This is a genomic window from Maridesulfovibrio salinus (assembly GCF_055394525.1).
Map to the genome: position 1 here is coordinate 111,364 of NZ_AP042461.1, position 26,829 is coordinate 138,192.

Here is a 26,829-nt window from a genome sequence, read left to right on the forward strand (position 1 = left end):
GCTTCCCAGAAAAAAGTCAGAAAATTAAAGCTCACCAAAATTATCAACAGAAAAAGCTACCCTGTCTTCTACACTCCTTTGACTTCCGGCAACCGTATCGATCAAGTCAACTCTGGGCTGCAGCCCATAGCCGTTGGCAACCTGAATCGCCAGCCCGGGCCGTGCATTGAGTTCAAGTATGAGTGGTCCCCTGTTCACATCAAGAACAATGTCCGCCCCGAGATAGCCAAGCCCGGTCACATCATAACACCTTGAAGCCAGTCTGAGACAGTCATGCCAGTCCGGAATCGCCAACCCAGACAGTACTTTTCCTGTATCCGGGTGTTTTTCAATCGGCAGGCCATGCTGAATAGCCCTGAGGGCTCTTCCGGTTCCGATATCAATTCCGGCCCCGACAGCCCCCTGATGAAGATTGGCTTTACCACCGGAGTTGGATGTTGACAGACGGGCCATGGACATCACCGGATACCCTTTATAAACGATTATTCGGAGATCAGGCACACCTTGATAAGTGAATCCGTCAAAAACTTTCGAGAACCGGACCTTCTCCTCAATCATAGCCACATCTGGATTTCCCCCGAGACTGAACAGGCCGCTGAGAGTATTTGATGAGTGCCGATGGAGGTCCTGCTCATAAATAATCCTGCCGTCAGGTCTGACGAATCCTTCACCGGAGCGACCGACTATGACCATTATTCCTTTGCCGCCGCTTCCTTTGGCCGGCTTGATCACAAAGTCCTCGCGGTCTCCCAGAAAAGGAACCAGTTCCTTCACATGCTTCTGAACTCTCATGACTCCGATAAGTCTTGGGACTGCAAGCCCCGCCTCTTCCGCAACAATCTTGGTTTTCAGCTTATCGTCCACAATGGGATAAAGATGTCTGGGATTGTTTGCCGCCACATACCTGACATTGCGCATATTCATCCCGACAATACCTAATTTTTTAAGCTTCCCGGGGCTGATAAAACGCATCAGAGCCTCCCCATGGGTTCAAACCGTCCAAGTTCGCTAAGCCGGTATCCCGTATAACTTCCGATACATAGAATCACGGCCAGTACCACCAGCAGCAGTTCCGGAAATGAATAGCTTAAATGCTCAATGTACCTGTTGGTCATCAACAGATAAACCAGACTTGCGGTGAGTAGAGATCCGCCCCCCTGAATGAACACTTCCTTGGGGCCTTCCTCCTCCCATAGGATGGACATTCTCTCTATCGTCCATGATATTATTATCATTGGAAAAAAGGAGACCATCAATCCCAGTTCACTGCCCAGCTTGTAGCTTGTTACGGCGATAAAAACATAAATTACAATCACAAAAACCAGCACTGCAGATATTCTGGGAACCAGCAGCAGATTCAATCGGCTGAGGTATGAGCGCAGAACGAGGCCCATGCTGACGATAAGAATAAAAAGAGCCAGCCCCCACAGCAGAGAGGTCTGGATGAAAGTCATGGCGATCAGGATAGGTAAAAAAGTCCCGGAAGTTCTTATTCCGATGAGGTTTCTCATGATAACCACCACCAGCGCTCCGAAGGGAATGAGCAGCAGCAGGCGGAAAGAGTTCTGAACTTTTATAGGCAGGCTGTATATGGAGAAATCAACGAACATGGATTTCGACTTGCCAAGACCGGCATCAATAGCCGCCTTGTTGGCAATGATGCTGGTTGCAAGGGAGGAAAATCTCACTTTGGAATTATAACCACCAGTCACTTCCAAAACAGATTCCTTATCCATCTGCCAGAGCAGAAAAGAACCGGAATTAAGTACCTCTACCTCAACAGGATCGATCAGCAGCCACTCCTCTCCGTCCCTGATTTCAACATACCCCTGCAATTCTATATTGGATGAATCCTTATCGAGGAAGAATCCTTTCAGGGTGCGTGCTGTTACCCCCGCCTTATTGATAAGCGCGCGGGCCAGTTCCAATGTTCCGCCAAAATCTTTCTTTTTTTCCAAAAGTATAGCGGCAGCTCCGTTCTCTTCCGGCCTGTTCAACTGCCGCAGAATACTTTTGGCAATTTCAACAGGGCCGTTCCCTTCCTCTTTGGCCTTCATTATCAATCCGCGGGCAAGGTCCTCGGCAGCGCTGCTGAAGAAAGGAAGCTCAGCTATCTTGTACCCATCCTCTACCGGACGGGATTCTTTCCAGTCCTTACGGTAGATCTGGCTTTGGAGATAAAGCTTCTGCGGACCCTCGGCATTATTTTTGCGCCAGACACCACGCATGGCTTTTCCTTTTCTCTCCATGCTGTATTCGTAGCTGCCCTTTTTTACCCTCCGCTCCATAACAACCAGTCCCTTGCGGTTGTCAGGCAGGTTCAGGGACACTTCAACAGGTCCGCCATCTCCAGTAAATGAGATCACAGACTCAACGGTCCAGACTTTCACCTTCTCACTGGGAGAAAGGGAAAAACCAAGGACCAGTACCTTGTACGCGGTAAGTCCCAACCCAAGGAGAATCAGGACTGCTACCAGTATCGTAAAATGAAATTTTGTCTTCATTATTCGCTCATGGGTGAGGTCAGGTATTTGTGGCCGACATCAACTGCGGCTTTGCTCCGCAGTACATTTCTGCCTATAAGAACCGGGTATTTGAAATCGCTTCTGTCAGTAAGGCTGAATTCTCTTTTAATCCTTATCGGCCCCATCAGTATCTGCAGATCAACCACCAGTCTTCTCTGGCCCTCACTATCGTGCTGCTTTATTCGCACTATGCGTGACAGCGGTTTCTCAATCAGTTCTGATTTTTTGCCCTTGTTATCACGAATCACAAAGCGGACCCATTTATCACCGTCTCTTTCAAATCTTACAATATCATCTGCGCTGATCGATGAAGTGGTCGCTCCGGTATCTACTCTGGCCGTTAGCTTCATTTTGGCTTCTTTTATATAAACCTGCTCAAGCTCCCCGATGAGGACCAGTCCTTCAGCCAGAATACAGGGGTCTGCAGGAGCCTTTTTCTCGGGTTTGGGCTTCTCGGGCTTTTTGACCGGCTTTTTTTCAGCAACGGGTTCTTTTTTTTCCACCTTCTCTTCATCTTTTTCAGAAAGCTCCTTTTTGGGCGGGACGACTTTCTCGGGCTTGGTAACCGGTTCATCAACGGGTGGAAGGGGTTTTGCCTGTTTTGAGGCACAGGCAGACATCATTAGAATCAGACTGATGGATATAATCAATAAATAATGTTTCATGTCAATTCTCCTGAATCTCTGGTTCCCGTAAAAAATCCTGTATCCAGACAGATTCTGCAACCACTGGACATAACTGCGCATTGATGCTGAATATTTGTCAAAAAAAGATAGTTATGCTATTTCTTCAGGGCTGATTACTTCATGATTTTCCAGACAACAAACAATTATTTCCCACGGGGATTGAGCACTCTATGCTTGATTCCCTCGCAAATGTCCACCAGTACCCATTTGCTTAAACTGTCAACCGGGCTTAAAACGAATATCCACTTACAGGGATAACTATGCATATTTTCAAATTTACGATTCTGGCCATGGCACTTTGCCTGCTGGCAGCGGGGCCGGTTTCAGCCGATACATCCAAATATCAGGACATGCCTGATTTTGTAAAAAAAATCATGAATGTACCTATGCCGCCGAAAGCCAAACCATCCCCTGACGGTAAAAATCTTCTCCTGACTCACTATGGCAGGCTGCCCTCTGTTGAAGAGCTGGCCCGCCCCACAGTAGGACTGGCCGGAATTGCCATTGACCCCAAAAGCAATTCCAAAAGACCAATGGATCTCGGGGTGGCGATCGAAATTTACAATATCAAAAGCGGTCTCAGCAGAACCGTTGAAAATCTACCCGAGGAAAGCAGAATCGGCCATATTTCATGGTCTCCCAAGGGTAAGTACATTGCCATGACCCTCTACGGAGAAGCCGGGCTGGAACTCTGGGTTGCCGATCTGGAATCATTGCAGGCCCAAAGATTATCCGAACTCTACCTTAACGATATACTTGGCAAGCCATATGAATGGCATAATGACGGACGGTCCATCATCGCACTTACTGTTCCTCTGGAACGCGGTCCGCGACCGGAAGTATCAAAACACAAGTTCGGCCCCCGGGTCAGAGACTCGGACGGTCAGGCCAGACCGGCACGGACATACCAGAACCTTCTGCAGAGCGGCTATGATATCATGCTCTTTGAGTATCTGGCCAAGTCCTGCATCACAAGAATCAGGCTGGACGGAAAACACAATACGGTCGCAGCCCCGGATCTATACAAGAGAATCAGCCCTTCTCCCAGCGCCGGTTATCTGCTCACCGAAACAATACATCCTCCCTACTCGTTTTACTTTCCTGCAGGAAGGTTCCCTTTCAGGGTTGAAGTAATGGATCTCAATGGAGAAAAGGTCCACAAAGTGGACGACCTGCCACTTGCTTTCCGGACCCCGCCGGGAAAACTCAGTGTCAGAACCGGAGCCCGTTCCAGCGCATGGAATCCCGCGAAACCTGCTGAACTATGGTGGGTAAATGCCCTTGACGAGGGAAACCCTGAAAAAAGAGTGCAGTTCCGGGACGAGCTTTTCTCAATAAGTGCTCCCTTCGACAGTCCGCCATCCTCCAGATTCAGAATTCCGGCACGATTCCGCCGTATGTACTGGGCTAGCGAAGAATTCGCAATCATCTCCGCAACAGACACTTCATCCGGATCCACCGAATACTGGATAGTCAACCCAGAGAATAAGGAGTCGATTATTCACGATCCGCTTCCCGGTGCAGAAGAATACGGAGCAGGGAACCTTAAGCCCAGAATTTCCAGTTCCGAAGGAGATTTTAAGCAATGCATGCTCTCCCCGGATGGCGAAAGCATTTACCTTGAAGGCTTCAATACTGTTCCCTTTCCTGAAAAAAAGATTCTGCTCAGCCTGAGTATGGAAAGCAAAACCTTGAAGCCTGGGTGGATAGGAACAGAGAAGGTGAAAGAAAGGGTCATAATGCCTGTTTCCGGTGATAAAGCACTATGGATTGTGCGTGGAGAATCATTTGAAGACCCCCGGAACTACTACTATCGAGACGGACAGAACTGGCCTATCAAACCGCTGACAAATTTTATACACCCTGTTCCTGAAGTATCAACCATCCAGAAAATGAGGCTTGAGTACAAACGTGAAGACGGAGTACCTCTGGCCGCCGACCTGTACCTCCCTCCCGGATATAAAGTTCAGGACGGCCCGCTGCCCGTACTCTTATGGATTTACCCCCGGGAATACAAAAACACAGAGGCCGCAGCAAAGGCCATTAAAGAATCCAGTGCTTTTATCCCACTTGGAAGAAAATCCAGAATGTTCTGGCCGTTGTTGGGCTATGCCCTCATGGACAGCCCCACTATGCCGATTATCGGGAGCGGTGAAAGTCAACCCAATGATACTTTTTTGTCCCAGATGCGCATGAACGCCAAAGCGGCAGTTGATGAACTGGTTCGAATAGGTGTGGCTTCTCCCGAAAAAATTGCTGTGGGCGGGCATTCATACGGGGCATTTGCCACTGCGAACCTGTTGACTCATACAGATCTTTTCGCTGCCGGGATAGCCAGAAGCGGGGCTTACAACCGTTCACTGACTCCTTTTGGATTCCAACGGGAGCACCGCACCTTCTGGACTGAACCGGAACTTTATGAAAAAGTATCTCCGTTTTTTCACATTTCAAAAATAAAAAGCCCGATTTTACTTATTCACGGTGAGCATGACCAGAACTCCGGCACTTACCCGGAACAATCTGAACGCTATTACCGGGCATTGGTAGGATTGGGAAAGAAAGCGCGCCTCGTTATGCTTCCTTACGAAAATCATTCATATTACGGAAGAGAATCGGTCATGCATATGATATGGGAAATGGAACGATGGCTGGATTTGAACCTCAAAAAAGGTAAAGAACAGGAGCAGACCGAAAAACGGCAGTCAGGAAACGGGCCGTAGGTTTGGCACCTTAAATTTATGCCTTTAAATCAGGCAGATCAGGGTATTCTTGACCACTGAGACTTTCTCAAGTAATTTTAAAGCTGAGATAGTGTGTTTTGAGGACTTCACAACCACTTGAAATAAACAAAAAACAGGCTTGACCTCACCGCCTGTCAAAAGGATTTTTTAAAATGAGCGATCAGGAAAAGACAAAACTAGTTCAGGAAAATGATTCGACTCAGGAGGATTGGTTTCATCTTGATGTGCACCCGTGGGTTTTCTTCGGATCTGCTGCACTGATAATTCTTTTCGTAAGTATCACAGTCATTTTTCAGCATTACCTGGGTAATGTTTTCAGTGCCATGCAGACATATATGTCCACCTATGCAGGATGGTTTTTCATTGCAACTATGAACATCGTCCTGATTTTCGTGCTTACACTGCTTGCAAGCCGCTTTGGCGATATCCGCCTTGGTGGTCCTGATGCCGAACCTGAGTTTACGACAACCGGATGGTTTGCAATGCTGTTCTCTGCCGGAATGGGAATCGGCCTGCTTTTCTACAGTGTGGCGGAACCGATGTTCCACTATGTTGCAAATCCGCTCACGACCCCCGGCACCACTGAGGCTGCCCGTAAAGCAATGGACATCACCTTCCTGCACTGGGGCCTCCATCCCTGGGGAGTCTACACTATCGTCGGACTTGCACTTGCATTTTTTTCATTCAACAAAGGCATGCCGCTTTCAATCAGAACAGCATTCTACCCCATTCTCGGAGACCGGATATACGGAGCTGCCGGTAACATCATTGATATCATGGCCACCGTCGCCACTCTTTTCGGTGTGGCAACCTCCCTTGGTCTGGGAGTACAGCAGGTCAACGCGGGGCTGAACCACCTCTGGGGCATTGAACAGAGCACCACCGTACAGATTTTCCTCATCGCAGGCATTACCGGCGTAGCGACATGGAGTGTTGTAAAAGGCCTTGATGCCGGTATCCGCCGCCTCAGTGAAATAAACATAACTCTTGCGGGTGGACTGGCCCTGTTTGTTCTTATATTGGGACCGACTCTATTCATCTTCAATGCCGTCCTTGAAAACATCGGATACTATGTTCAGTTCCTTCCCCAGTTATCCACGTGGAACGAGACCTATGAACATACCCAGTGGCAGAACGGCTGGACGATTTTCTACTGGGCATGGTGGATAGCATGGTCTCCTTTCGTAGGCATGTTTATCGCCCGTGTTTCATATGGCCGCACCATCCGTGAATTTATTCTCAGTGTTCTGCTGGTCCCGACCCTGATCACCTTTCTGTGGATCACAATATTCGGTAATACCGCACTCAATATCGAGATGTTCGGCAACGGCGGCATTGCCAAAGTTGTACAGGAAAACATCCCCATTTCCCTTTTTGTCATGCTTGAGAACTTTCCCCTCAGCGGAGTGACCTGTTTCCTTGGGGTATTGGTTGTTATGACTTTCTTTGTCACTTCATCCGACTCCGGATCCATGGTCATTGACATTATTACTTCCGGGGGAGACCCGAACCCTCCTGTTCTGTCACGTCTTTTCTGGGCAATTCTCGAGGGGGTTGTTGCTGCGGTGCTCCTTGCCGGAGGGGGACTTGTAGCACTACAGACGGCAACGATTACCACCGGACTGCCTTTCGCCTTTATTCTAATTGGAATGTGTTATTCTCTATACCGGGGACTACAGGAATACACAGGACCTCAGGAATTCAGTATGGATTTATCCAAGAAGCCTTCACAGTTCCGTGTAAAACATAAACCCCTTGCAAAAGGGAGAACATTTGGACGCAGGCGTCTCTGGTAGTCCCTTTTTAACCGGCAAAAGAAAGGAGGAATTGTTTTGCGCAATCTAATCGTGGCTTTTCTTATGGTCCTTCTTACTGCCTCCGCTGTACTGGCTGAACAAAAACCGATTACCATCGTCCACGCGGACTGGTCCTCGGCAATCGCCAGTGCTAATCTTGTTCAGGCCGTTATTCAGGAAGAACTGGGACGCAAATGTGTGCTGGTGGAAGCTGATGCGGAAAATATGTGGAAAATGGTGGCTGAAGGCAAAGCTGATGCAATGCTTTCCGCATGGCTGCCTGATGCACAGAGCAAGTATTATCAGAAATACGGGGCAAGGGTGGATGAACTCGGCCCCAACCTGAAAGGGACCAGAATCGGACTGGTAGTACCGAAAGTAACCGCGGGCCGGCTCACCGCCGGAACAGGTATACGCAACCGTCCATACATCAGCACCGATACCATCCCCGAACTCAAGGAGAATGCAGATAATTTCAAACACCGGATAATCGGAATTGATCCCGGTGCCGGGATTATGCACAAGGCCGAAGAAGCCATTGCCACATACGGCCTTGAGGATTCTTTCAGACTTGTCCCGGGCAGCGAAGTTTCCATGCTCGCCGAATTGACCCATGCAATCAGACACCAGCGCTGGGTCGTGGTGACCTGCTGGCAACCCCACTGGATTTTTGCCCGCTGGGAGCTGGATTTTCTCGATGATCCTGAGAATGTTTTCGGGAAAGCCGGTTACATAGGCACAATGGTTCGTAAAGGTCTGAAACAGGAAGACCCGGAAGTGTACAGAATGCTGGACAATTTCAGCTGGACTCCAGACGAAATGGGACAGCTTATGCTCTGGATTCAGGAAGATGACGGCCTTTTTCCTTATGAAAAGGCGTTGCGCTGGATGCGGGCCCATCCCCATCGCGTAATTTCCTGGCTTCCCTAAAAAATCATATAATACCGGAGAAATATAACTAATGCTTCAAGATGTATTTTTGAGATACCGCAGTGGCTGCATGAGCCTTTACTCCATGGATGAACAGAATCATCTGGTCTTCCTTGGTACTGCATTTGTTATCCATCCTGACGGATACCTGCTTACAGCAGCGCACGCTGTTTCCATGCAGAAAAATCTCATGGTCGTTCCGGTCTCACCTGAAGATGATTTCATGCCGATGATAAGCGCCTCTTTTCGCGCTATCCCTGTCAATGTTGCCGGCGCAGACCTCGAGCATGACATTGCCCTCCTGCAGTTTACTGATGAAGTCGGGATGAACATGCCCGACCATATTCTGGGAGCCCCGGAGACAATAACCATGGGAACCGGAGTGGCATGCATCGGTTTTCCGTTCGGTTTTCAATGCATTTACAATCAGGTTCTGCAGCAGGCCGTCGTCAGTGGAAAAATCCTCTCCGCCAATGACACCAAACTGTTCCTATTTGACAGCAGAGTGCATGACGGGACCCGAGGAGCTCCGCTCATCAGCATGGATGACCAGCGGGTCATCGGCGTTGTAAGCGGCCGCTTTGACTGCCTTGAGGCCTCCCCTATCGAAGAAAAGGAGAAAGGGATGCCAACAAGTTTTTCATACGCGGTTTCAATTGAATATGCTGTGCCGCTCATGGAAGAACTTGGGGTGGAATTTGTCTGATTGAACATTTCTGCTGTTCCGGCACTCTACTATGTCCGGAGCAGCTACCCCAAGATAGTTTTTAATAATATTGCCCCGCAGTTTCATTGAAAACCGCGGGGCATTGCTTTGTACAGATATGCGAGCTCAATAATGCATCAATTTGAATCAGCTGTCATAAATAAAACCATGGTCAGGTAATTGCTATTTACGCCTGTCAGCCCTAGACTGACTCAGTTATTAGATTTCAGAAACCATCGCTGTGTCCCTGTAAAAGAGGTTCCCTGTGCTCAAATTAAATATTCGCCAAAAAATTGTAATCGGTATAATTATATTTACCTTCTGTTTCGGATGTCTCGGTGTGATTTCGTATATGAACACAGTTCAGCTGGAAGACGAGGTTCAACTCATTGAACGAAGTGATGACCTCAGTAACCTCATACTCGAAATCAGGCGTATCGAAAAAAACTATCTCCTGTACCACGATCCTGCTCTGTTCACCCTCGGCCTTGAATATCTGGACAGAACCGAAGCTCTTCTTGAAGAGCTGATGGATGAGTTCAGAAAACCCAAGATCAAGGAGCATGTTCACAGGCTGAAATCAAATCTGACTTTATACAAAAAACTTCTCAGTAAAATAGACTTGGAAACAGGGGACTCACTGGCACAGGACAACTCTCTGAGCATTGAAATGCGTGAGGTGGGACAGGCCCTCGCTGAACACTCCAAAGCGATCTCGAACTTTGAACGCCAGAACATACTCGATATAAACCGGACGCTGCGTTCTACACTTTTCATATCCATGTTCGGCATTGCAGCTGTGGTCACAGCTTTGGTGATCTTCTTTTCTTCGCACATACTAAAACCGCTCAGACTTGTTCAAAAAGCCACCGAAGACATTTCACAGGGAACGTTCAAACCACTGCAAATCAAGAATTCACATGATGAAATCCAGCAGGTTTTTGCCGCCCTGAACTCAATGGTGGAACAACTGCTCAAGAGAAGGCGGCAGCTTGTTCAGGCGCAGAAACTCTCCTCCATAGGCACCCTTGCATCCGGAATAGCCCACCAGCTAAACAATCCTTTGAACAATATTTCAACATCCTGCCAGATTTTGGAGGAACGGAAAAAAGGCGAGGACGAGTTAGCCGACAGAATGATGCATAATATTATGCAGGAAACCCTGCGTTCAAGGGATATAGTCAAAGGTCTGCTTGAATTTTCAAGGGAAAGGGAATACTCGCCCGGTCCCGTGGAAATGCATAAAATGGTCGAATCCGCCGTAAATCTCGTTTCCAGTCAGATTCCATCAAACATAACCCTGTCCGCCGAGCTGCCCGAGAATATCATCATATTCGCCGACAGACGTAAAATTCAGGAAGCATTTATCAACCTTCTGATCAATGCGATTCAGGCAATCGGTTCTGAACAGGGGCAGATTACAGTTAGTGCTTCAACTGACGACAAAAACACCATTATCAGCATCAAAGATTCCGGACCGGGTATCCCCAAAGAAATTCTGGAGCGTATTTTCGATCCCTTTTTCTCAACCAAGGAAGTCGGTCAGGGTACCGGGCTGGGGCTGTACATTGTGTACGGGATTATAGAAAAGCATCAGGGTACTATCAGAGTTGAAAGCAATCCCGGAAAAGGAACCTGCTTCTTCGTCTCCCTCCCTCTGGATGAGGAGCACAAAGCATGATCAGCCACGCCAATATACTGATTGTTGATGATGAAGCAATTGCCAGAGACAATCTCACGCATGTCCTGACTGAAGAAGGGCACACCACTACAGCGGTAGGCTCCGGAACTGAAGCTCTTCAACAACTGGCGAGACAGGAATTTGAACTGGTTCTCACCGATCTTATGCTTCCGGGGATGAACGGGATTGAACTCCTTGAACATATCAAGGAAGCACAGCCATCCACACAGGTAATCGTCATTACAGGGCACGCGACAGTGGATACCGCGGTGGTTGCCATGCAGAAAGGAGCACACTCCTATATTGCCAAACCACTCAATCTCAGTGAGCTCAAGGCTCAGGTTTTCAATGCGCTTGAAAGGCAGGCACTTTCCGTTGAAGTTCTACGCCTCAGGCAGGTGATTGAAGCCGGTAAACAGGATTTTCCCCTTGTAGGTCAAAGCGACCAGATCACAAAGCTGAAAAAGACAATAGGTCAGCTTGCACACATGGACTGCAACGTTCTCATTCAAGGCGAAACCGGTACTGGAAAGGAACTCATCGCGCGGGGAATCCATATGCTCAGCCCACGTTCAAATGAACGTTTCATGGCAATAAACTGCGGAACCTTTACCGCAGAACTGATGGACAAGGAGCTTTTCGGGCACGAAAAAGAAGCATTCACCGGAGCCCAGCGCGGACAGAAAGGAATTCTCGAAGTAGCAAACGGCGGTACTGTTTTTTTTGACGAAATGAGCGAGCTGCCCCTTAATATGCAGGTCAAGCTACTGCGCGTTCTGCAGGAGAGAAACTTCCTGCGGGTTGGCGGTACTCAGGAGATTCCGGTGGATATCCGCGTTGTCTCGGCAACCAACTGCGATCTTAAAGAGGAAGTAGAAAATGGCAATTTCAGGCAGGACCTGTTCTACCGCCTGAATGTAGTTACTCTCTACTCTCCCCCATTGAGGGAGCACCGTGAAGATATTCCGGTTCTTCTTGGCCATTTTCTGGAAAAGCACAGAACCGAAACTCAAAGCATCGACACCATTTCACAGGAAACACTGGATATTCTGATGAATTACCCTTTTCCGGGAAACGTGCGGGAACTGGAAAACATCGCCCAGAGGGCACTTGCGCTGGCTAGAGGAACTTTTTTTACACCGGATCTGCTTCCGGAGGAAATAAGCAGTATTGACAGAGGAGCCCCACTCCAGACTCTTGAAGAAGTGGAGCGCTGCCATATTCAGAAGGTAATGCTGGCAACCAACGGGAACAAAACACAGGCAGCCAAAATACTCGGAATTGACAGGGTCTCGCTGTGGCGGAAGATGAAAAAACTGGGCTTCGAAAAAGACAGCTAGGCCAGAGCGATTTCAAGAGCCTCCTCCAAGCGGGAAACAAGTCTTATTTCCAGTTTATCGAGTATTTCAGCATCAAGACTTTCCACCGCATGTCCACATTTTTCCGGTAGAACCACAGTTCTGACTCCGGCCCTGACCGCCGCCATAGCCTTTTCACGGACCCCGCCGACCGGCAGGACATCACCATGCAATGAGATTTCTCCACTGAAAGCCATATCCTGACGGACAAGACGTCCTGTAAGTTGAGATAGAATGGCAACGGCAATCGTCACCCCGGCGGAAGGTCCTTCCTTTGTAACTGCGCCGGCCGGAATATGTACATGAATATCCGATGACTCAAAGAAATCCTCTGAAAGACCGAACTTAACAGCATTGGAACGCAGAAAACTGAGAGCAGTCTGGGCGGACTCCCGTAGAACGTCGCCAAGTGAGCCAGTCAGAATCAGATTCTTATTCCCGTACATTCTTGATGATTCGACAAAAATTATCTCGCCCCCATTTTCAGACCAGACCAGCCCCGTAGCAACACCCTCCTTCAAGATCTTTCCTACTGTGGCACTGAAATGAGGAGGAGGCCCCATAATTCTGGCCAGATCATCTTTTGTAACTTTCAGCGGCAGGGTGCCACCATTTTCATCAAGCACGAACCTTGCAAGCTTGCGGCAGAGGGCTGCAGCCTGCTTATCAAGCCCGCGCAGCCCGGCTTCCCGGGTATAGTCATCCACCAGAGTTTTATAAACCTCCGGGGAAATCTGGACATCTTTTGATGAAAAACCATGTTTTTGGAGCTGGGCAGGAAATATGAAATCCTCGGCGATCTTTAGCTTTTCCCTTCCGGTATAGCTTGAAAATTCTATCAGCTCCATCCTGTCCCGCAGTGGACCGGGGATGCGCTCCACAATGTTGGCCGTTGTGATGAATAATACTCCTGAAAGATCAAAAGGAATACCAAGATAGAGATCCACAAAAGCCGAATTCTGCTGCGGGTCGAGAATTTCAAGGAACACAGAGGAAGCATCACCTTGAAAATCCTGTATAATCTTGTCCATCTCATCAAGCATGATAACAGGATTTCGGACACCGCATTTCTGGATACTCTGCAGGAGCCTTCCTGACATGGCCCCCACATAGGTGCGCCTGTGACCACGCAACTCTGACTCATCACGGAGTCCGGCCATTGACATATGAATGAACTTGCGTCCCATAGCCTCTGCAACAGCCCTTCCGATAGATGTCTTTCCGGTCCCGGGAGGACCGCTGAAACAGAGTACCGGCCCCTGAATTCCCTTTAGCCTGAGGTTGCGTCCCAGAAGATCATCAACATGCTCACGCAGCCGGGTAAGATTGACAGGCTTGCCTAAATACTGATCCGCTCCTTTTTTCATGGCTTCGACAGCAGTTTTAACTGTAGCATAGCCGGTAAGCATAATTACACCGGTATCGGGCCAGCGGCTGCGTAGAACCTGAAGCAGTTCAAGACCGTCCATACCATCCATTTTCAAATCAGTGATCAAAATGTCTGCCGGATCTTCCTCCATTGCGGAAACAGCTTCAAGACCGTTGGCAACAGTCCTTACGTCAAAACCGTCATGTTCGAAAATTATGGACAGATTTTCACGGGCAATAACTTCATCATCCGCGATAATAAGTTTCGGGTTGATGCGGCTGCGCAGATTTTTTACTGCAAGAAACTCAAGAACGCGCTCTTTAACGTTGCTCAACCCGTAGTGACGTGCATCAAGTACTTCGGCAGCTCTCTGGATATCCAGATCATCCTTTGTGACCTCATTCCAAGGGAGAGATAATATAAACTCCAGATATGCATGAGCCTGCGCATACTCAGGAGATGAAGCAGAAGTATTGAGAAGTCTTTCACATTCCTCCTGAGCGACATCTAAAACATGCGCCGGGAGATCAGCCTCCGACACCCTTTTGCGAAGATCTTCCGCAACGCTGTCAGAGACCTGCTCCTGATCAGGCTGAACTTCCTGCTCCACTGCTGCGGCATCGCTAGTGCCCGAACTCTTTCTGCTGAACCACTTCATTTTTCCTCCCGCAATCAACGGACTTATAGCATTTGTCTAACCGCTAAATCTTTACCCGTGCAACTCCCTGAGTATTAACACTAAAACATGCTCCCTGTTAATGTTGCATCATGAAACACCTGCTGCACAGATTGTTCTTTTTTGAACTATCGACACCTTCTGCCACCTAAAATCCTGTTATAAAAGTATAAAACAATATTATAATTTGTTATAAAAGTTGTTTTCATTCTTTGATTCACAATTATCGCTCTTTAGACGCAACTCTTTCGTTGCAGAATGAAACACCAACATACATCCCCCAAAATGCGCATTTCAGATATTACGCCTTTCCGCCTATTCAGCATGTTTCATATTGCAACACCACGACAATAAAGTTCCACAACAACTCCATATAAACACCTGTTTTTAAAGACAATAACAACAAAATTAGGTTTGGCATGGATATTGATTTATAGGAGTAAAATCAAAGGAAGGAACTAAACACAGGAGGCACCATGGCCACAGGACAAAGTTTTATTGGTCTATTGGAACGCATGTATGCATCAAAAGCCGAGAATCAATGTAACACCTGTAATGTTGGTGCGTGGGCCATCAACCGGGATCAAATCTTGACCAAGCCAAACGATAGGGGGTTTTTCTTGAAAAATTTATTGAATCGCTTCCGAACCAAAAGCGGGAAAATGGAAGTTTCACAAGAAGAAAGCTGCTCTCTTGTAGACAGCCTTTCTGAAAATACCTGTTCAGGCGGAAAAATTCTCGTAGTAAGCAAAGGAGCTGCTTTCTCCGGCAACGTTGTCAGCTACGCAGTTGAAATGGCAGCTAGAACCAGAAGCAGTCTGGTCGCCCTCAATCTAGACGAACAAGGGGCTAATTTTGACCACTTCTGTTCAAAATCTGAAGAAAACATCTCCCATTTCTCAGACAAGGCTGAAGAAGCCGGGCTTCTGTTTGCCCATGTAGTCAAACAGGGAGCTGAGGATTCAGTTGTCGCGGAACTCCATGAAGAGGACGGCGAAGTCCGTTATGTAATGGAAGATGTTAACAGCCACAGGTCATCCGGAAGAGCCATCCCGGTATATACGCGAGCGATGATGCGGGTTAAATAGCCCGTTTTCATATTGCTGCTCAAGACAAAAGGGAAACTTATGACTCCTGAAATTCTATTAGTCATGGCAGTACTGGCCTTCGCGGTACTGCTTTTCATATTCGAATGGGTGAGGGTCGACGTTGTCGGCATCATCATGATGGTATTACTGCCCCTGCTCGGGCTTGTTACTCCCAAGCAGGCCATCAGTGGATTGAGCAGTAACGCTGTCGTCTCCATCATCGCGGTAATCATTATCGGTGCCGGTCTGGATAAGACCGGTGTAATGAACTCCCTTGCAAGAGTAATCCTGAGATTCGCAGGTAAAAGCGAAACCCGAATCATGTCACTCATTGCCGGAACTGTCGCTATCATTTCCGGCTTCATGCAGAATATCGGGGCCGCAGCCCTTTTTCTGCCCGCGGCAAAACGCATAGGCAACCAGACTGGAGTACCTGTAGGCAGACTGTTAATGCCCATGGGGTTCTGCGCCATTATAGGTGGCTGTCTGACTCTGGTCGGTTCCAGCCCGCTCATCCTTTTGAACGACCTCATGGTTGTGGGCGGGAAACATTACGAACCTTTCGGAATGTTCGGAGTAACCCCTATAGGTTTGGCTCTGCTGGTTGCCGCGTTGATCTATTTCATGATTCTTGGAAGGTTTATTCTGCCCAGCCAGAACGTATCCGAAAGCACAGGCCCCATGTCAGAACTGCTTTCCAATACATACGGCGGCATAGGTTCCCTTTATGAACTTCACGTTCCCGAAACATGGACATGTGACCATGATCTGATGGGCCTTGAGCTTCGTCCAATTTACTTCTCCACTGTAGTAGCAATTGCACGAGAGAGAGGTAAAAACCACAAGATTGCCCCGGACGCCCAGGAAAAAATCCTCCCCGGCGACCATCTGGCAGTGGTAGGACCTCTTGATTTTGTTCAGAGCATGGCAAAGGAGTATGGATGGGATCTCAAAGAAGACCTTGAAACCTTTGCGGAAGAACTCTCTCCCAATAATGCCGGGATCATGGAAGGAATTATTACCCCCCGCTCCGAGCTCGTTGGCATGACCCTGCGGGAACTCGGCATCCGTAACCGCTTTCAGGTTTCGCCCATGGCTATTTTCAGGGGTGAAAAGCTGTTTATCAGCGGGCTGACCGACCTCACCCTTGAATCCGGGGATGCTTTGCTCCTCCACGGACGCTGGGAAATGTTCCACATGCTTAAAGACAGGCCTGATTTCGTTTTCACTGAGGATGTGAAAGGGGAACTTCTGAGAACAGATAAAGCCAAGGTTGCTCTTATGTGGCTGGCTGTATCCCTGTTCATGATTCTGGGTCTGCATATCCAGCTTTCCATTGCCCTTTTAACCGGGGCGTTGGGAATGGTTCTTACCAAAGTCCTTTCAATTGACGAAGCATACCAGTCCGTTGACTGGATGACCGTATTCCTTCTCGGTGGACTTATTCCCCTCGGAATGGCCTTTGAAAATACCGGGGCCGCAAAATACATTGCCGATACAATTATGTCTGCACTAGGCCAGCCTTCCACTCTGGTCCTGCTGACAGTAATAGGCGCGCTCACTTCATTCTTCACTCTTGTTGCGTCCAATGTAGGAGCAACGGTTCTGCTGGTTCCGTTATCTATGAACATGGCACTCAATGCCGGCGTTGATCCACGTATTGCAGCTCTTACCGTTGCAGTGGCTGCCTCGAACACATTTGTGCTGCCTACCCATCAGGTAAACGCTCTGATCATGCGCCCCGGGGGATACAAGACCGTTGATTATGTAAGAGCCGGGACAGGTATGACCATTCTTTATATGGGAGTCATGATCCTGGCTTTAATGACGCTTTACTAGGCAATTATCAAATCAGGCCGGGAGTTCCCGGCCTGATTTGTCTGATACAGCTGCCCCTGCAGACTGCTGGAAATGTTTCTGATTCAAAGTGCACAAAATTACACCGAGAAGGCGTAGGAAACATACCCTTTTCTTGTTTTGCAGCAGTTTATCTTTTCGAAGCATACCAAGGTCGGAGCATACCAAGGCCGGATGTTCCCGGCCATTGACGGGCAGTCTGATTTTACCGTTTCAACTGCACCGGAGGAAAGCCTTTAAAGCAAGAGGCCGTCCGATTTATTCCGGGCACGAGATATAAGGAGTTTTCAATGCAGCCTTCGTTTCTGCAGTCACTTGGCAGTAATTTTCTCGGCCACGCTCCCGACTGGTACAAAAAGGTTATACTTGCTTTTCTGTTGATCAACCCGCTTTTGATGTTTGCCGCCGGGCCGATAATTGCCGGCTGGGCTCTTATAGCCGAATTCATCTTCACCCTTGCGATGGCTCTGAAATGTTATCCGCTTCCCGCCGGAGGCTTACTTGCGCTGGAAGCCGTTGCCCTTGGTATGACCTCAACGGAAACTATCTACCACGAAGCCCTGAACAACTTCGAAGTTATCCTGCTTCTTATCTTCATGGTAGCCGGTATCTACTTTATGAAGGAATTTCTACAATTTACCTTCACCCGCATTCTGGTCCGGGTTCAATCCAAAACAGTTATTTCACTTTTATTCTGTTTTGCTGGAGCTTTTCTGTCTGCATTTCTGGATGCACTCACGGTTACAGCCGTAATTATTGCCGTGGCTTACAGCTTCTACAATATTTACCACAGATTTGCCTCGGGCAAGACCCTCAACTGTGACCATGACCTGTGCAATGATCAGGCTGTAATTGATAAGAACCGTCAGGATCTTGTTGAATTCAGAGCATTCCTGCGCAACCTGATGATGCATGGAGCGGTCGGAACCGCGCTAGGCGGTGTCTGTACTCTGGTGGGAGAACCCCAGAACCTGCTCATAGGCGGAGAGATGGGCTGGCACTTTGTTGAATTTTTTCTGGAAGTAATGCCGGTGTCTATTCCGGTTCTTGTCGTAGGCCTTCTGACCTGCGTTGCAGTAGAAAAATTTCATTTATTCGGCTACGGGGCCACGCTGCCCGGAAATATCAGATCCCATCTGCTTGAAACTGCTGTTGAAATGGAAGAAAAACAAGGGCAGAAGGGAAAAACCAGACTTATAATCCAGACCCTTACCGGAGTCTGGCTTGTTGTGGCTCTGGCACTTCATCTCGCCGCAGTGGGGATTATCGGACTTTCGGTAATTATCATACTTACTTCCATGAACGGCTACATAGAAGAGCATCAACTGGGCAAGGCTTTTGAAGAAGCACTTCCCTTCACGGCACTTCTAGTGGTTTTCTTTTCAATCGTTGCTGTAATCCACGATCAGGGAATCTTTCATCCCATCATCGAGTTTGTCCTGAGTATGAAAGGACAGGCCCAACTGGTTGCCTATTATGTAGCCAATGGACTGCTATCCGCGATCTCTGATAATGTATTTGTCGCCACGGTATACATTTCTGAAACAAAACTGCATTTCATTAACCTGCTGGGAACTCTCCCGGATATAGGCATGACAGGTCAGGCTTTAATGGAAAAACTCACCGATCCGCATCTTTTGCGGGCCGATGTTGTCGCAGCTATGCCTCAAGCTACTGCCGCCAAGGTACTTGAAATTATGCATCAGTTCGACAGACTGGCTGTAGCCATCAATACCGGGACCAACATTCCCAGTGTGGCCACCCCTAACGGCCAGGCGGCTTTTCTGTTTCTCCTGACCTCAGCCCTCGCTCCGGTCATAAGGCTTTCTTACGGCCGGATGGTAATGCTCGCATTACCATACACCATCACCATGTCCCTGACGGGACTCGTGGCAGTGAATTACTTTCTGTAATTCAGCCACGCCGCTTCATTGCGGCATTCTCTTTCCCCGGCAGAATCTCCACTGCCGGGGAAAGAGCTCTCTCCATTAAATAAATTCCATAATCCACCAGCTACAAAGAGCCCTCCATCTTTCCCAAAAAGACAGTATCAGAAAGGCTGCGAATTACTCCTTCAACCAACTGAAAATGCCCGTAAGGTATCGGCAGGTTAGCTCTGAGAATAAGGGATGATTCTGCTGAGTGGCTGCTATCAGTATTACGTCAAGGACAAGCTGGAAATGATGAGGATCGCCGATACACATGGGACAGGGAAACTTTCACAGTAATGATTTTGCCACGAAGAAAAGTTAATCCACAGATAATCAGATAGCTTTTGCCCTCGTCCATGGTAGTCCCCCCATTCTTAAGGGAGCTGAAAAGTAGAGGCTATGCAGCCATTCTCAGTTTTTGCATCGGAGTGATGCCACCAATGCCCATATTGGGCCGTTCGTTATTATATGTCCAGAGCCATTTGGTCGCGTAGTCCTGCACCTCTTGGATGCTTTCAAACATGTAATGACTCAGCCAATCGTACCGCACGGTCCGATTGAAGCGTTCAACGTGCGCATTCTGTTGCGGTTTCCCTGGCTGAATATACTCCAATCGAACTTCTTCTTTTTCAGCCCATGATTTCAGTTTGTTGCTGATATATTCAGGGCCGTTGTCGCATCTTATCGCTTTGGGCTTGCCGCGCCATTCAATAATTTGGTTCAGTGTCCGGACAACTCAATCCGCAGGTAATGACAGATCGACTTCAATACCAAGTCCTTCACGGTTAAAATCGTCAATCACATTCAGCAAACGTATACTGCGTCCGTCTTCCAACTGATCATACATGAAGTCCATGGACCAAATTTGATGGGCTGTTTCGGACTGAACTAACGGCTCTGGCTTTTCTCGCACAATTCATCTTTTTGGCTTGATGCGCATATTCAGCTCAATCTCGCGGTAGATCCGGTAGACACGTTTGTGATTCCATGCAAAGCCCTGCACGTTGCGCAAATGTAAGAAACACAAGCCAAAACCCCAGTTGCGCTGGTTATGCGTCAACCGAACCAGCCAATCCGCAATTTTTTCATTTTCAGCGAAGAGCTTCGGTTCGTATCTGTAACAAGTTTGGCTGATACTGAAAGCTTCGCACGCCTGACGGATATTGACCTTTTCTTCCTTCACGGCTGCCTTTGCCATCTCGCGGCGGCAAGACGGCTTTAGAACTATTTTTCAAGAGCTTCCTTGACGACCTCTGCCTTTAGCCGCTCTTCAGCGTACATTTTCTTTAACTGGCGATTCTCGCGTTCCAATTCTTTCATGCGGGCCATCAAAGAAGCATCCATACCGCCATATTTGGACCGCCACTTATAAAACGTGGCACTGCTCATTCCGTGTTCACGGCAAAGTTCGGCAACGGGAACACCGTTTTCGGCCTGCTTCAAAATGTTCAAAATTTGACTGTCGCTGTAACGTGATCTTTTCATCCGAATCTCCTCGGTTTTCTTTAAGAGAAAATTCTACTTTTCAGAAAAATTAATTTTTGGGGGGATTACCATAAACTATAACATCTCGTAACCAAAATTTATAAAATCTTCTTCGTAACGCAAATTAATCAAATCGATCAATTCAGGGGTGTACCAATCTTTAATATAATTCACTGGATCTGACTTTGACTTGTTACTATGGAGAACTTTACCTTTATAAGGTATTCCTTTCTTGTTAAAAAACTCAATAACAGTTGCATCATATTCTTCTGTTTTAAACTTAAGAACATCAGACTCTTCACATCCAGCTATCCTCAGAACTGAAGTTTGAGATTGAAAATGTAAATCTGAGAATATATCAGGACATCGCGCTATAAATTTACAGAATTCTTCGAAAGATTTTATATTTAATTCTTTTTTGTATACTGGATTTAACATTTGTTCATTACTAACTCTGTTAGTATGCGCATACAATGACGCAACTCGATCATATGGATTTCTTACAAAAGTAAACTTAGTGTAGTCATGCAAAGATGATGCTGCAATATCATTATATGTATATGTCCCTAAAGTGCCGACTTCCCCTCTTATCAAATCTAACATTCTACGCATTGAAGAAGATCCATTTTTACATTGGCTAATAAAAACAACCTTGCTTTCATCTAGAATTGAACAAATACGCCACGATGTGGGTAATTTGTAAAAACTTACGGGTTTACCTAGCTTAACAACAACATAATCAATCAAACGAAGAAGATGTTTTGATCGTGCCCTATACTCATATGGAGAAAGATCCTCCCCTGCATCCACTATTAACACTTTATCAAATTTAAGGCTTGAATAACCACTAAAAGCATTTAAACCCGTAAAATCCTCAACACTTGTTTTACCAAATTCTGAAGAATGATTCCATTGGGATAGTAAATTATTTAAATTTTTATTTTGACGCAATACTCCAAAACCATAATTAATGACTAGATAGCAATTTTGTTCGATAGTTAGCGGCAACGACTGCAACAAATCAACTTTGTCCAAACTCCTACTATTTAAACGACTAAATATTTGCTTTGCAATCGCCAAATCATTCGGCCCTGTCTGGTCATATGGGTTAGACCCATTATTCCAATCATAGACATACACTTCACCTTCGAATACACATTTTAACGATGCTAAGATCTCACCTTGGAATGAAGAAGCTACAATTATTTTTGATCTACGCCTAATCGATAAAGATGAGATATGTATAATTGGCATAGATAAAATTTCCCCATCTCTTATAAAACTATCTATAAATCCAATTATCTTCAGATCGGGCCTGTATCTTATAATAAATTCGTATAAATTCTTAGCAACTGCACCGGTTCCGTATATGTATACTTGAGATCGGAAGTCTATCTCACTTAAATCATCTGTAATAATACACTCCATAACACATTCCTCGCACAACCAAAATCATCACGTTAAAAACTGCTACGACTACACTAAATTTTCTATTTCAGATGTTAATAAGTAGTTAAACCTCAAAGATATATCTAATAGATAACCATATTTTGTTTCAACTTCATCTGAAAAAATACAAAAAAAGTAATATGGAGAGACGCCGAAAGAAAGGTATGGAACCTCACAAGTTGAAAATGTATGCTCTTCAATTCCAGAAAGAACAATCTTACGGACATCTACATTTTCTTTAGAGATATATTTGTAAACAATCTCTAAATCATCTATATTAAGTTTATCAACATAAAAGAATCGAACCTTAGTACCTGTTGCAACAATCTGTCTAAATTTTATATGAGCAAGACTCTTTTCAAGACTTTTCGCCCACTTTGAACCTATCTGTATCGCATAGGCAACAGCAATCCAAGGCCTCAATGGAGCCTGGAATTTTCTTGCCGCACTAGCCTGAATAACTGAACGAACATAAGGATGCTCAACTGCATCATGACTTATACAGATAGACTCATCTAAACCATCATATTCTAGAGACTTACTTTCACTCATCTTACGCAAATCATGTTCATTATATTTAATTCTTAAAAAGGAGACATTTTGCTCAACCTGACGGAGAAGATCATAATGTAAATTTTCAATAACAGCGTAATCCAACTTGCAATTCTGAAAATCAACTCGCTTTAAATCCGCCAACAACTTGTAGCGATCAATATCTTTTCCCTTCAGCAATGTTTCTATGTCGACAAATGGGAAAGCATCTTCACTAAGGATCCCAGATGACTGAATCTTAAAACAATCAATCCCTTTCTCTTTAAATTCCAATGCAATAATTCTTAACTCTTCGGCCGTTGCAAGATAATGAAAAGAGGTAAAACATTTCTTACCATTGACATCGGCAAATTCAAAGGAATCAAAAACCCCTTCTACGTCAACATGCACATTCTCGCCCGGATACCTATTTGCTATCCTGAATGGTCCAGAAAAATCATCATGTTTTTCTCTCTTCTCATCAATATAATGAATTACCTCAGTCTTATTGCTTCCCCAAGAATGATCCCCTCCGGCGACAAAGAGCTTTGAGGCTCCTAGAGCTTCTGCCATCCCTAAACATGAAATAGAGCAACTTAACCACGACTCCCTGAGTCGATAGGTGTTTCCAGTTAAACCAGGAGCAAAACTGTCTTTGAAAAATGTGCCGGCAAATTGAGGTGCCACTTCAGAAATATTAGCCGACGACAACGTCACGAGAAAAGTTTCATCAAACCTCCCCTCCGGAAATAAGTGTTTCATCTTGATATCCGTATCAAGATGAACAACAAAATCTGGAGGGCATGAGTTTTCAAGGCAAAAGGGTAAGCTCCGAGCTATGCATACAACAATACACTTATCTCGTAACTCTTTTAAATGAGGACCTATACCTGATAAGCTTGGACCTGCCAGAAGAACTAGGACCGGGTAGTTTAATTTCAACTTGGCTAAAACGTCACACAGTGGATACCGCAAATGCAAAGGTAGATTTTTCGCTTTGACCCATTCACGGATAACGGAAAAAGAGGATTCACCTCCTCTCACATTGTAACTATCTGGAATTGTATTACTCGCACTAGGAAATACAATGAATTTTGCATACAAGTACGCAAGATGTCTTTGGATATTATCTACAAAGGTCTTTTCCTGATCATATGTTTCAGGATTAATAATTACTGAAACGCCTCTTTTTAATAATTTAGGAGAAAGCTCCCTGACAGCAATAACAGCTGCTTCGCTGATTGCAGGAAAAAATAATTTTCTAGTCCGAGGAATTGAGGCAGGAGGTTTTACTCCAAGAAAAAAACATAGGGTTTGCCCATCATCAACAAACTCATCAATTCCTATATAAGTTTTAAACAACTCACTACTCCATTCAAATAAAGCCTAATACTCAAAAAGTTTCCTCAAACCTAAAAAAGGCTACAACTATGGCAAAATAGGATTTACTTTGTAGCTCTGATTTATTCTTTTTTCCTTCACTAGGTAAGCCACATGCCCCAAGTTTTTAGACCTAAAAAAAGCTTCTAACTCGGAGTCATTTTCATCACAATCAGGAACCCAGTGTCCTGTCACAAAAATTTTATCCTCTGAGATACCACGTTTTTTTAGTTGTTCTTTAAGATTTGGGGTTTTGTGCGAAGCAGTTAAAAGGATATATGCATTTTCAGGGATTTCACCCAGCTTACCTGCTATAGAGAATTCACAATCCGGGATAGCATAGTCAAACGTATAATTAAGTTCACTATCAAGGTCGTTACTACTCAACAAGCGTTCACCAAACCGCTTATAAGTAACAATCAAAATTTCTTTGCCTCCGTCAGTTTTCACTTTCCTGCCCAAAGCACCTAAGACTTCTACAAGTCGACTATATGAATCATAATCTACAATACTTTGGTCATCGCTGAACCTACGGGCACTTGCTTCGGGGCTAAACACTTCATGAAAAGACTGATGGTATTTCACTTCTCTTTTTTGTAAAATTGAATAGAACTCATCTATAATCTTTGCGTAGGCAGTAGATATTTGCTCTGACTCAGGATAATTCGCTTTGATAACTCTTGCACACTGAGCAGCATATTCAACATAACCATGAACTAGAGCAGTATATGCAAGTTTATAAAGCCTTAAAGCACCTTCCCCTGCACGACTTTCGCTAACTACCGAATCTATTTCCTTCAGAAACAGAACATCGGCACAGATGTGGAAATGGTCTCCCCTTACTCCTATACTTTCTCGATACATTGACCCTTTAGTTAATTTCAAAAATCCAGCGAATATGAACCCTTTTTCGTCAAGAAGCTGCGAAACATGACTAAACAGTTTTTGATCTTTATAAATTTGTATAAACTCGGCTTCACAGCATACAGCTATCGTCTTATTGATAAGGGTGTTTTCAGCACCCTTAAGAATCTCAAAAGCAGCACCCTGTGCATCTATTGAAAGGACATCAGGAGACTCAAAACCTGCTCCATCGGCTAAAAGATCGAGAGAGGTGCATTTCATTTTCACTTCTTTTACTTTTTGAACCGTATCTTGAAGCCGATAATCCATTGGACCATAGAGAGGATAATTATTGTCCAAATATAATTCTGAAAACTTCTCATTGAAATCAAAAATAGAATTGGTACTCGGATCAGCATTAATTTTAAAATCCACTTCAACCTCACCAGAAAACAAACAGTAAGGTAACACTTTTGTTTCAGCCTCTCGTTCAGAAGCTTTAATCTGATCCAAACAGGATTCGTCTGCGTCATAGAAAGTCCAGGAGCAATCCTCTTGGAAATAACTTTGACATAATGCAGAAGTTCCACGCCTTCCGCCAATATGGTGGACAGATAATTTAGTATTCTCCAAAACAGACTCCTACTTATCAAATAAACGCAAATTTTATAAAAGTTACAATCAAATATCTATGCCCAACATAACAACGACTTCTTTACACAAAGACCAAATGATCCGGGTCAGCCCCTAGATATTCGTGAATCAGCATATTCTTGCTGTTAGCAACACAGTGGTGATTGCAGTCTCTGGAAGGTTTGATCTTAAAAAACTTATCCTGGCCATCGTACCAGAAATCGCGAAAACGCCGATCTTTGATTGAGCCCAATACCCCGCAATCAAGATTATATGCTTTATCCTGGCATGAGTACACTCGCTGGTCCGCAGCAATAATTGGCAATATCTGCTGATAAGGGCACCAATCATAATTTTTCTCGAACTTCTCATCCAGTCTATGATAGGAATCAAAAACTTCAAAACTATCATCTGAGAGCTCTTCTACCGCCCGTTGGGTCTGCTCTTTAATCTTCTCATAAACCGGAGCATGGTATGCGTTGTTCTCGCTGCCTTCGTTGCTGACAACACAGGCGGAAAACTTCACGCTGTTAACGCCGATATCCTTGAGACGCTTGCCCATTTCAAAAACATGGTCAGCATTATCGCGGTTGATGATGTAGCTCACACCCATGAAGCACTTTCCATCCAGTTTCTGGAAGTTTTCCATGTTGGTCATAACCTTGGCGAACTCATTTTCGGACACGTTGCGAAATTTTGCATAGCTGGGGCCATCCCAGCCGTCCATGGACACCCTGATCCAGGTTCCCATGTACGCAAAAACTTCTGCTGCTTCACCCTGAAGACGACCACCGTTGGTCAATGAGGCAATACTGATGCCACCTTCAGCAAGGTTGCGGGCTGTTTCTGCCAGATAAGGATAGCAAAACGGCTCTCCACCGCCGCTGAAAGTCACGCCCTTTACGCCCATTTCAATGCAGTCTTCGACAATTTCAGCTATTTTTTTGGCGGGGATTTTGTCCTTGATGACCATATCCTGTCCGAGTTGAAGATTGTCGTCACGGTATGCACAGTAAGAGCAGCTATGGTTGCAGACGTTGGTCGGCTTAATGCGTATGTGAATAGGAGTTTTCACCTCACCGCTGCCCTGTGGCAATGAATCTAACTTCTCCTGATAATGAAAAATTTTAAGGCTGGTATAAAGCTGCATAAGTCCCTCTGCTC

General features: G+C 45.9%; 17 protein-coding genes and 1 pseudogene. 9 read left to right on the forward strand and 9 right to left on the reverse strand.

Going from position 1 to position 26,829, the window contains the following annotated elements:
* Positions 1-24 precede the first annotated feature (24 nt).
* From ACZ5PW_RS00500 to ACZ5PW_RS00510, 3 genes are read right to left on the reverse strand one after another with little or no spacing between them, the layout of a single operon-like run.
* Positions 25-972, reverse strand: a complete 948-nt coding sequence (locus ACZ5PW_RS00500) for an alpha-L-glutamate ligase-like protein (RefSeq protein ID WP_464557025.1) — start codon at positions 970-972, stop codon at positions 25-27.
* A complete protein-coding gene (locus ACZ5PW_RS00505; RefSeq protein WP_464557026.1) occupies positions 972-2,504 on the reverse strand; it encodes a UUP1 family membrane protein in 1,533 nt (510 codons plus the stop codon). Before ACZ5PW_RS00505 ends, ACZ5PW_RS00500 begins: the two co-directional genes overlap by 1 nt.
* Positions 2,504-3,190: an ATP-dependent zinc protease family protein gene (locus ACZ5PW_RS00510; RefSeq protein WP_464557027.1), complete on the reverse strand. Its 687-nt coding sequence runs from the start codon at positions 3,188-3,190 to the stop codon at positions 2,504-2,506. The genes ACZ5PW_RS00505 and ACZ5PW_RS00510 overlap by 1 nt, the downstream gene beginning before the upstream one ends.
* Before the next feature lie 281 nt (positions 3,191-3,471).
* Between ACZ5PW_RS00510 and ACZ5PW_RS00515 the strand changes: the two genes are divergently transcribed.
* From ACZ5PW_RS00515 to ACZ5PW_RS00540, 6 genes are all read left to right on the forward strand, one after another.
* Positions 3,472-5,931 carry a S9 family peptidase gene (locus tag ACZ5PW_RS00515; protein ID WP_464557028.1) on the forward strand — a complete coding sequence of 820 codons (2,460 nt, stop codon included), beginning with the start codon at positions 3,472-3,474 and terminating at the stop codon, positions 5,929-5,931.
* A 173-nt stretch (positions 5,932-6,104) separates the two neighbouring features.
* Positions 6,105-7,748 (forward strand): BCCT family transporter, encoded by a 1,644-nt coding sequence (locus ACZ5PW_RS00520; protein ID WP_464557029.1) that lies wholly within the window; start codon positions 6,105-6,107, stop codon positions 7,746-7,748.
* A gap of 36 nt (positions 7,749-7,784) precedes the next feature.
* The gene (locus tag ACZ5PW_RS00525; RefSeq protein WP_464557034.1) at positions 7,785-8,678 is read left to right on the forward strand and encodes a glycine betaine ABC transporter substrate-binding protein; all 894 of its coding nucleotides are present in this window, start codon (positions 7,785-7,787) and stop codon (positions 8,676-8,678) included.
* 31 nt (positions 8,679-8,709) lie between these two features.
* Positions 8,710-9,384 (forward strand): S1 family peptidase, encoded by a 675-nt coding sequence (locus ACZ5PW_RS00530; protein WP_464557037.1) that lies wholly within the window; start codon positions 8,710-8,712, stop codon positions 9,382-9,384.
* A gap of 352 nt (positions 9,385-9,736) precedes the next feature.
* On the forward strand, positions 9,737-11,065 hold the full coding sequence (locus ACZ5PW_RS00535) for a sensor histidine kinase (RefSeq protein WP_464557039.1): 1,329 nt from the start codon (positions 9,737-9,739) through the stop codon (positions 11,063-11,065).
* A complete protein-coding gene (locus ACZ5PW_RS00540) occupies positions 11,062-12,405 on the forward strand; it encodes a sigma-54-dependent transcriptional regulator (protein WP_464557043.1) in 1,344 nt (447 codons plus the stop codon). The genes ACZ5PW_RS00535 and ACZ5PW_RS00540 overlap by 4 nt, the downstream gene beginning before the upstream one ends.
* On the opposite strand, the gene ACZ5PW_RS00545 is transcribed toward ACZ5PW_RS00540, so the two are convergent.
* Positions 12,402-14,450: a S16 family serine protease gene (locus tag ACZ5PW_RS00545; RefSeq protein ID WP_464557044.1), complete on the reverse strand. Its 2,049-nt coding sequence runs from the start codon at positions 14,448-14,450 to the stop codon at positions 12,402-12,404. The genes ACZ5PW_RS00540 and ACZ5PW_RS00545 overlap by 4 nt on opposite strands.
* Before the next feature lie 680 nt (positions 14,451-15,130).
* On the opposite strand from ACZ5PW_RS00545, the gene ACZ5PW_RS00550 reads away from it, so the two are divergent.
* From ACZ5PW_RS00550 to nhaB, 3 genes are all read left to right on the forward strand, one after another.
* A complete protein-coding gene (locus ACZ5PW_RS00550; protein WP_464557048.1) occupies positions 15,131-15,556 on the forward strand; it encodes a universal stress protein in 426 nt (141 codons plus the stop codon).
* 39 nt (positions 15,557-15,595) lie between these two features.
* Positions 15,596-17,395, forward strand: a complete 1,800-nt coding sequence (locus ACZ5PW_RS00555; RefSeq protein WP_464557051.1) for an SLC13 family permease — start codon at positions 15,596-15,598, stop codon at positions 17,393-17,395.
* A 308-nt stretch (positions 17,396-17,703) separates the two neighbouring features.
* Entirely contained in the window at positions 17,704-19,326 is a 1,623-nt protein-coding gene (nhaB, locus tag ACZ5PW_RS00560) for a sodium/proton antiporter NhaB (RefSeq protein WP_464557054.1), read from the forward strand.
* A 415-nt stretch (positions 19,327-19,741) separates the two neighbouring features.
* Here nhaB and ACZ5PW_RS00565 read toward each other — a convergent pair.
* The 5 genes and pseudogenes from ACZ5PW_RS00565 to ACZ5PW_RS00585 all read right to left on the reverse strand — a co-directional run bounded on the left by ACZ5PW_RS00565 (position 19,742) and on the right by ACZ5PW_RS00585 (position 26,815).
* Positions 19,742-20,829: pseudogene (locus ACZ5PW_RS00565) on the reverse strand (IS3 family transposase).
* 75 nt (positions 20,830-20,904) lie between these two features.
* Positions 20,905-22,257, reverse strand: a complete 1,353-nt coding sequence (locus ACZ5PW_RS00570; protein ID WP_464557055.1) for a sulfotransferase family 2 domain-containing protein — start codon at positions 22,255-22,257, stop codon at positions 20,905-20,907.
* A 48-nt stretch (positions 22,258-22,305) separates the two neighbouring features.
* Positions 22,306-24,171 carry a 6-hydroxymethylpterin diphosphokinase MptE-like protein gene (locus tag ACZ5PW_RS00575; RefSeq protein ID WP_464557059.1) on the reverse strand — a complete coding sequence of 622 codons (1,866 nt, stop codon included), beginning with the start codon at positions 24,169-24,171 and terminating at the stop codon, positions 22,306-22,308.
* 66 nt (positions 24,172-24,237) lie between these two features.
* On the reverse strand, positions 24,238-25,665 hold the full coding sequence (locus ACZ5PW_RS00580) for an FkbM family methyltransferase (protein ID WP_464557062.1): 1,428 nt from the start codon (positions 25,663-25,665) through the stop codon (positions 24,238-24,240).
* A gap of 82 nt (positions 25,666-25,747) precedes the next feature.
* Positions 25,748-26,815, reverse strand: coding sequence for a radical SAM protein (locus ACZ5PW_RS00585; protein ID WP_464557065.1), 1,068 nt, complete (start codon positions 26,813-26,815; stop codon positions 25,748-25,750).
* Positions 26,816-26,829: the final 14 nt, after the last annotated feature.